Here is an 8,021-nt window from a genome sequence, read left to right as displayed (position 1 = left end):
GGCGGCACCGCCGCCTGCGGCCGGGCGGTCTGCGCGCGGGTGCGCGGCGGCGGCGCGACTTCGGCTTCGGCCCGCAGCGCGGCGGGCGGCGATACCGACGCCCCGGCCTCGACCGTCACCGGCGGCTCCGCGACCGCTTCGGGTTGCGGCGCCGAGTCGGCCACGGCCGCGAAGGTCGGCGCCTGCCCGCAGATCGGCTCGCGCGAGCGGGTGACGCGCGGCACCCAGGTGGTCGTCCCGTCGAAGCCCGCGCGCACGAAGATGCAGCCGCGGCTGTCGACGAACTGGTCTCCGGTGAAGCTGTCGGGCGGCAGGTTCGCGGGTTCGGCGATGAACGCCTGCTGCGCCCCGGCCGGGACCGCGACGGCGCCGCACGCGGCGGCGATCAGCGCGAGGCTTCGTAGCGACGTGAACGGCATGGCGCGACCCTTTCCCTTGTGCGGGAACGGTGGCCCATCCCCGCCATCTTGTAAAGATTCCGCGCGGCCAGCGGTTCCTACTGCGTGCCGAACATCCGGTCGCCCGCATCGCCGAGGCCCGGCAGGATGTAGCCGCGGTCGTTCAGCTTCTCGTCCAGCGCGGCGGTCACGATCGGCACGTCGGGGTGCGCCTCGCGCATCCGCGCGACGCCCTCGGGCGCGGCCAGCAGGCACAGGAAGATGATGTCGCGCGCGCCCGCCTGCTTCAGCAGGTCGACCGCGGCGGCCGAGGAATTGCCCGTCGCCAGCATCGGGTCGACGACGATCGACAGCCGGTCGCCGAGGTTCTCGGGCACCTTGAAGTAGTACTGCACCGGCTGCAGCGTCTGCTCGTCGCGGTAGAGGCCGACGAAGCCGACGCGCGCCGCCGGGATCAGGTCGAGGATGCCGTCGAGCAAACCGTTGCCCGCCCGCAGGATCGAGATCAGGGCCAGTTTCTTGCCCTCGATCATCGGCGCTTCCATCTCGCACATGGGCGTCTCGATCATCTCGGTCGTCATCGGCAGGTCGCGCGTGACTTCGTAGGCCAGAAGGTGGCTGATCTCGCGCAGCAGCTGCCGGAACGACGCGGTCGAGGTGGTCTTGTCGCGCATGATGGACAGCTTGTGCTGCACCAGCGGGTGGTCGACGATGGTCAGGTGCCGGGTCATGCTGCGGGCTCCAGTTTCTTGAGGATCGTGTCGCGCGTGGCGTCGTCGCAGAACGCCGCCGCCATCGCGGTGCGGTTGAGGTCGGTGAACACCGCCTCTTCCCAGTGGAAGGTGCGGGCGAGGTTGACGTATTCGCGGCGCATGGTGGTGTGGAAGAACGGCGGGTCGTCGGTGGACACCGTGACGTTGACGCCCTTGTCGCGCAGCGTGTCGATCGGGTGCTTCGACAGCGTGTCGTAGACGCCCAGGAACACGTTCGAGCCGGGGCAGACCTCGAGCGTGATGCCGCGTTCGGCCAGTTCCTCGACCAGCGCGGGGTCCTCGGACGCGCGCACGCCGTGGCCGAGGCGCTCGACCCCCAGCGCCAGCGCGTCGCGCACTTCCGCAGGCCCGCGCCATTCGCCGGCATGGGTGGTCAACCGCAGCCCGGCCTCGCGCGCCATGTCGAAGGCGTAGGCGAAATCACCCTGCTTGCCTTTGTTCTCGTCCCCGCCCATGCCGAAGCCGGTCAGCCAGTCGTCGGTGGTCTCGGCCGCGCAAGCCGCCGCGCGCCTGGCCTGGTCGGGGCCGAAATGGCGGATGCAGGTGACGATGCCGCGCAGGGTGACGCCCATGTCGCGCTCGGCCGCCTCGGCCGCCTCGCGGATAGCGTGCAGGTATTCGCGCCACGCGGACACGTCGCCGCCGCCGCAGAAATCGGGCGACAGGAACGTCTCGGTATAGACCACGTCGTTGGCGGCGCTTTCCTCGAGGAAGGCGGTGCAGAGCCGGCCGAAATCCTCGGGCGCCTTCAGCACCGACGTGGCGGCCTCGTAGACCGACAGGAAATGCACGAAGTCGCGGTAGGCATAGGATCCGTCGGGCCGGAAGATGCCCGACAGGTCGACGTGGCGCTTCTTCGCCAGCCCCCGGATGAACGCGGGCGGGGCGGCGCCCTCGAAATGGGTGTGCAGTTCGGCCTTGGGCAGGCGGGCGATGCGGTCGAGCGCCTCGTCGTCCAGCGGCGGTCGGTCGTCGGGATGTCTCATGCGGCGGTCCTGTCGGCGTTTCGGGGCGGATAGCATCGCCCGGCCCGATGCGCCATAGGATCGCGCCGCCTACAGCGCCGACACGCCCGGCCCGCGCCCCGGCACGCCCAGATGCGCCGCGACCGACGCGGCCACGTCCGCGAAGGCCATGTCGCCCAGGCCGCCGGCGCCGCGCCCGGCCATCAGCACCGGCACGCGCTCGCGCGTGTGGTCTGTGCCGGCCCAGGTGGGGTCGTTGCCGTGGTCGGCGGTGATCACCATCAGGTCGCCGTCGCGCAGCTTTGCCAGCAGCCGGCCCAGTTCCGCGTCGAACCATTCCAGCTGCCGCGCATAGCCCGCGACGTCGCGGCGGTGGCCGAAAAGGCTGTCGAACTCGACGAAGTTGGCGAAGACCAGCGATCCGTCCCCGGCCGTGTCCAGCAGGTCCGACAGGTGGCCCATCAGCGCGGCGTCGTCGCCCTTGCGCAGCGTGTCGATGCCGCTCATCGAGAAGATGTCGCCGATCTTGCCCACCGCATGCACGGGCTGACCCGCCTCCTGCACCCAGTTGGTCAGGATCGGCTTGGGCGGGGCGATGGCATAGTCGCGGCGGTTCGCCGTGCGGCGGAAGCGGCCCGGCTCGCTCACGAAGGGCCGCGCGATCACGCGGCCGACGCGCATCGCGTGCAGCCGGGGCGCGACGCGTTCGCACAGGTCCAGAAGCCGGTCGAGGCCGAACGCCTCTTCGTGCGCGGCGATCTGGAACACGCTGTCGGCCGAGGTGTAGCAGATCGGCCGGCCCGTGCGGATATGCTCGGCGCCAAAGCGGTCGATCATGTCGGTGCCCGAGCCGTGGCAATCGCCAAGGATGCCGTCGCAGCCGGCGATGTCGCAGACGGCGCGGGTGATGTCGGGCGGGAAGGCGGGCACGGTCTCGGGGAAGTAGTGCCATTCCCACGGCACGGGCAGCCCGGCCAGCTCCCAGTGGCCCGACGGCGTGTCCTTGCCGGCCGAGGTCTCGGTCGCCGCCGCCCACAGCCCCTCGGCCGGGCGGTCGGGCTGCGGCGCGCCAATCGCCTGCGCGTGCGCGTGGAACAGGCCCAGCCGGGCGAGGGTCGGCACGCGCAGCGGCCCCTGCCGGCCGGTATCGGCTTGCCCCTCGGCGCAGGCCTGCGCGATGTGGCCCAGCGTGTCGGCGCCGGTGTCGGGCACGCCGCCGCTGAAATACGCGTCCGCGTCCGGGGCGCCGCCGATGCCGACGGAATCCATCACCACCAGGAAGGCGCGTGTCATGCGACCCTCTCGATCACCAGCGGGCCGGATTTCGGCGCCTTGTCCCCCAGCGTGACGGCGGCGGCCACGGCGCGCGCGGCCTCCTGCGCCTGGCCCTCGCGCGCGGCGTGGACCTTCGCCAGCGGCTGGCCCTTCTCAACGCGCGTGCCCAGGCGCACCACGTCCGACAGGCCCACAGCCGGATCGATGCGGTCGCTTTCGACCTGCCGCCCGCCGCCCAGCCGCACGACGGCCAGCCCCAGCGCCTCGCCGTCGATGGCGGTGACGACGCCCGATTCGGGCGCGGGCACTTCCTCGATCACCGTCGCCTCGGGCAGGAAGCGGGTCCAGTCCTCGACGAAGCCCTTGGGCCCGCCCAGCCCGTAGACCATGCGCGCGAAGCGTTCCGCCGCCGCGCCCGAGGCGATGGCCTCGCGCAGCTTCGCCGCGCCGTCCGCGATGCCCGCGCGGTCCAGCGCCTCGGCGCCCAGCGCGACGGACAAGTCATGAAGCGGCCCGGTCTCGGCCCCGGTCAGCACGCGCATCGCCGCATCGACCTCGAGCGCGTTGCCGAGGCTCGGCGCCAGCGGCTCGTCCATGCGGGTCATCAGCACGGCGGTGGCGCAGCCCGCGGCGTTGGCGGTGTCGACCATGGCGCGGGCCAGCGCGCGCGCATCGGCGGCGGTCTTCATGAACGCGCCCGAGCCGACCTTGACGTCGAGCACCAGCGCCTGCAGCCCCGCCGCCAGCTTCTTCGACAGGATCGACGAACAGATCAGGTCCAGGCTTTCGACCGTCGCGGTGACGTCGCGCACCGCGTAAAGCCGTCGGTCCGCCGGCGCGATGTCCGCCGACGCGCCGACGATGGCGCAGCCCGCATCCGCGACCACCCGGCGAAAGCGCGCCTCGTCCGCCGCCGTCGCGTAGCCCGGGATCGCGTCGAGCTTGTCCAGCGTGCCGCCGGTATGCCCGAGCCCGCGCCCCGAGATCATCGGCACATAGGCGCCGCAGGCCGCCAGCGCGGGCGCAAGGACCAGCGAGGTGCAGTCGCCGATCCCGCCCGTGGAATGCTTGTCCACCACCGGCCCGTCCAGGTCCCAGTGCAGCACGTGCCCGCTGTCGCGCATCGCGCGCGTCAGTGCCACGCGCCCCGCCTCGGGCAGGCCGCGCAGGCACACGCCCATGGCGAAGGCCCCGGCCTGCGCGTCGCTGACGCTGCCGTCGGCCAGACCGCGCGCGAACCAGGACAGCGCCTCGGGCATGGGCGCGTCGCCCCGGCGCAGGGCGGCGATGACGCTGCGGGCGTCGGTCATGCGCGGTCCATGTGGTCGCGGGCGAAGGCGCCCGGCAGCAGCTCGGCCACGGTCATGACCTTCTCGGTGCCGTCCATCGTGGCCAAGGTGATCTTCACGTCGGCGTCGGCGAATTCGGCCAGCTTCTGCCGGCACCCGCCGCAGGGCGGCACGGGCGACGGCGCGTCGGCCACCACGTAGGCCTCGCTGATCCGCGTCTCGCCGGCGGCGCACATGGCGGCGATGGCGCCGGCCTCGGCGCAGGTGCCCTCGGGGTAGGCCACGTTCTCGACGTTGCAGCCGACATGCACGGCACCCGACGGCGTCCGGATCGCGGCGCCGACCTTGAAGCGCGAATAGGGCACATAGGCATTTTCGCGCACGGCGCGCGCGGCATCCTTGAGGGACATGGAAGCTCCTGTCGGCGTGAACGGAGTCTCAATCTGGAAGGCCGCCGCGCCGATTGCAACACGGAACCGCGCCGCAACCAGAGGCGTTTTCGAGGTGAAGGAGACGTGCCATGAAACTGTCCGACACGATGACGACCAAGACCCTCGGCGTGAACGCCGAGGAAGACGTCGCCGGCCGTGACGAAGAGCCGATGACCGAAAAGCAGGCCGCCCGGCTGCGCGATCTGTGCGAGCGCACGGGCGAGCCGTTCGATGCCTCGCTGACGAAATACCAGGCGTCGCGCCGGCTGGCCTATCTTGAGGAACTGGCCGACTGAGGCGCCCACTAAAAGACCCTCGCGTCGCCGCACCACGGCGTTGCGCTACGCGCCTTCCGCTTGACCTGACGTGATTTACAAGCGCTTGCGAAACCTGCTACCCGCGCGGCAGGTTTTCCGGCGTCGCCGGATCGTTCAGATGTCAACGATAGCCGGAAGGGTCCGCGCATGTCCGATTCGCCCAGCGACGCCCCGCGCCAGGCGGCGCTCGATTACCACGAGTTCCCCAAGCCCGGTAAGCTCGAGATCCGCGCGACCAAGCCGCTGGCGAACGGCCGCGATCTCAGCCGCGCCTATTCCCCCGGCGTGGCCGAGGCGTGCCTGGAAATCCGCGACGACCCGCTCAACGCCGCCCGCTACACCGCACGCGGCAACCTCGTCGCGGTGGTGTCGAATGGCACCGCCGTGCTGGGCCTCGGCAATATCGGCGCGCTGGCCTCGAAGCCGGTGATGGAGGGCAAGGCGGTGCTCTTCAAGAAGTTCGCCAACATCGACTGCTTCGACATCGAGCTGAACGAGAGCGACCCCGAGAAGCTGGCCGACATCGTCTGCGCGCTCGAGCCGACCTTTGGCGCGATCAACCTCGAGGACATCAAGGCGCCCGACTGTTTCGTGGTGGAGAAGATCTGCCGGGAGCGGATGAACATCCCCGTCTTCCACGACGACCAACACGGCACGGCGATCGTCGTCTCGGCCGCCGCCACCAACGCGTTGCTGCTGGCCGAGAAACGCTTCGAGGACGTCAAGGTCGTCTCGACCGGCGGCGGGGCGGCGGGCATCGCGTGCCTCAACATGCTGCTCAAGCTGGGCGTCAAGCGCGAGAACGTGTGGCTGTGCGACATCCACGGCCTGGTCTACGAGGGGCGCGAGGTCGACATGAACCCGCACAAGGCGGCGTTCGCGCAGGCGTCGGACAAGCGCACGCTCGACGACGTCATCGACGGCGCCGACCTGTTCCTGGGCCTGTCGGGGCCCAATGTGCTCAAGCCCGAGCACGTCCAGCGCATGGCCGCGCGCCCGATCATCTTCGCGCTCGCCAACCCCAACCCCGAGATCATGCCCGACGCCGCCCGCGCCGTGGCACCGGACGCGATCATCGCCACCGGGCGCAGCGACTTCCCGAACCAGGTCAACAACGTCCTGTGCTTCCCGTTCATCTTCCGCGGCGCGCTCGACGTCGGCGCGACCGAGATCAACGACGAGATGCAGATCGCCTGCGTCGAGGGGATCGCGGCACTGGCCCGCGCCACCACCAGCGCCGAGGCCGCCGCCGCCTATCGCGGCGAGCAGCTGACCTTCGGCCCCGACTACCTGATCCCCAAGGCCTTCGACCCGCGCCTGTCGGGGGTCGTCGCCACCGCCGTGGCCAAGGCCGCGATGGAAACCGGCGTCGCCGTGCGCCCGCTGGAGGACGTGGCCGAGTACAAGCGCAAGCTGGATGCGAGCGTCTTCAAATCCGCGCTGCTGATGCGCCCGGTCTTCGAGGCCGCCGCCACCGCGTCGCGCCGCATCGTCTTCGCCGAGGGCGAGGACGAACGCGTGCTGCGCGCCGCCCAGGCGATCCTGGAAGAAACCACCGAGACGCCGATCCTGATCGGCCGCCCGGAAGTGATCGAGATGCGGTGCGAGCGCATGGGCCTGGAAATCCGGCCCGACCGCGACTTCAATATCGTGAACCCCGAAAACGACCCGCGCTACCGCGACTACTGGGAAAGCTACCATCACCTGATGGCGCGGCGCGGGGTGACGCCCGACCTCGCCCGCGCGATCATGCGGACCAACAGCACCGCCATCGGCGCCGTCATGGTCCACCGCGACGAGGCCGACAGCCTGATCTGCGGCACGTTCGGCGAATTCCGCTGGCACCTGAACTACGTCACGCAGGTCCTGGGCCGCGGCGCGCTGCGCCCGCACGGCGCGCTGTCGCTGATGATCCTGGAAGACGGGCCGCTGTTCATCGCCGACACGCATGTCCACACCCGTCCCAGCCCCGAGCAGCTGGCCGAGACAGCGATAGCGGCCGCCCGGCACGTCAAGCGCTTCGGCATCACGCCCAACATCGCCATGTGCTCGCAATCGCAGTTCGGCAACCAGGCCGAGGGCTCGGGCCAGCGCCTGCGCGACGCGATCGCGCTGCTCGACGCACAGCCCCGCGACTTCTGCTACGAGGGCGAGATGAACGTCGACGCCGCCCTCGACCCCGAACTGCGCGCCCGCCTGCTGCCCGACAACCGGATGAAGGGTGCGGCCAACGTGCTGATCTTCGGCCACGCCGACGCGGCCAGCGCCACGCGCAACATCCTCAAGATGAAGGCCGGGGGGCTCGAGGTCGGTCCGATCCTCATGGGCATGGGCAACCGCGCCCACATCGTGACGCCCTCGATCACTGCGCGCGGCCTTCTGAACATGGCCGCCATCGCGGGCACGCCGGTGGCGCAGTACGGCTGACCCGGCGATCCGTTCCGGCTGAGCGAGCCGGATGCCGCCGCGGCCGCCCCTGGGACGCACCGCGGCGGCGCACGGGTTACTTCTTCGGCTTGCCGCCGGCTTCCTTGGCGGGCTTCTTCTTGGTGTCGGCCATTTCGGCGCGTGCT

Annotated in this window: 7 protein-coding genes and 1 pseudogene; 2 read left to right on the top strand and 6 right to left on the bottom strand. The window is 70.9% G+C overall.

What is annotated here, in order from left to right:
- The 6 genes and pseudogenes from ACFDTC_RS09775 to ACFDTC_RS09750 form a co-directional block, all read right to left on the bottom strand.
- A pseudogene (locus ACFDTC_RS09775) lies at positions 1 to 419 on the bottom strand (SPOR domain-containing protein); the annotation flags it as partial.
- Positions 420 to 496: 77 nt separating this feature from the next.
- A complete protein-coding gene (gene upp / locus ACFDTC_RS09770; RefSeq protein WP_375258692.1) occupies positions 497 to 1,129 on the bottom strand; it encodes a uracil phosphoribosyltransferase in 633 nt (210 codons plus the stop codon).
- On the bottom strand, positions 1,126 to 2,157 hold the full coding sequence (locus ACFDTC_RS09765; RefSeq protein ID WP_375258691.1) for an adenosine deaminase: 1,032 nt from the start codon (positions 2,155 to 2,157) through the stop codon (positions 1,126 to 1,128). The genes upp and ACFDTC_RS09765 overlap by 4 nt, the downstream gene beginning before the upstream one ends.
- Positions 2,158 to 2,226: 69 nt before the next feature.
- The gene (locus tag ACFDTC_RS09760) at positions 2,227 to 3,429 is read right to left on the bottom strand and encodes a phosphopentomutase (protein ID WP_375258690.1); all 1,203 of its coding nucleotides are present in this window, start codon (positions 3,427 to 3,429) and stop codon (positions 2,227 to 2,229) included.
- Positions 3,426 to 4,721, bottom strand: coding sequence for a thymidine phosphorylase (locus tag ACFDTC_RS09755; protein WP_375258689.1), 1,296 nt, complete (start codon positions 4,719 to 4,721; stop codon positions 3,426 to 3,428). The genes ACFDTC_RS09760 and ACFDTC_RS09755 overlap by 4 nt, the downstream gene beginning before the upstream one ends.
- Complete coding sequence (locus ACFDTC_RS09750) at positions 4,718 to 5,110, bottom strand: cytidine deaminase (RefSeq protein WP_375258688.1); 393 nt, start codon at positions 5,108 to 5,110, stop codon at positions 4,718 to 4,720. Before ACFDTC_RS09750 ends, ACFDTC_RS09755 begins: the two co-directional genes overlap by 4 nt.
- Before the next feature lie 110 nt (positions 5,111 to 5,220).
- On the opposite strand from ACFDTC_RS09750, the gene ACFDTC_RS09745 reads away from it, so the two are divergent.
- The gene (locus tag ACFDTC_RS09745) at positions 5,221 to 5,427 is read left to right on the top strand and encodes a DUF3072 domain-containing protein (RefSeq protein ID WP_375258687.1); all 207 of its coding nucleotides are present in this window, start codon (positions 5,221 to 5,223) and stop codon (positions 5,425 to 5,427) included.
- A 168-nt stretch (positions 5,428 to 5,595) separates the two neighbouring features.
- Positions 5,596 to 7,875 (top strand): NADP-dependent malic enzyme, encoded by a 2,280-nt coding sequence (locus tag ACFDTC_RS09740; protein WP_375258686.1) that lies wholly within the window; start codon positions 5,596 to 5,598, stop codon positions 7,873 to 7,875.
- Positions 7,876 to 8,021 lie beyond the last annotated feature (146 nt).

The sequence above is a fragment of the Citreimonas sp. genome (assembly GCF_042096055.1).
Classification (GTDB): domain Bacteria; phylum Pseudomonadota; class Alphaproteobacteria; order Rhodobacterales; family Rhodobacteraceae; genus Citreimonas.
The sequence above is the reverse complement of the archived record's forward strand: the minus strand, read 5'-3'. Positions and strand labels throughout refer to the sequence as shown.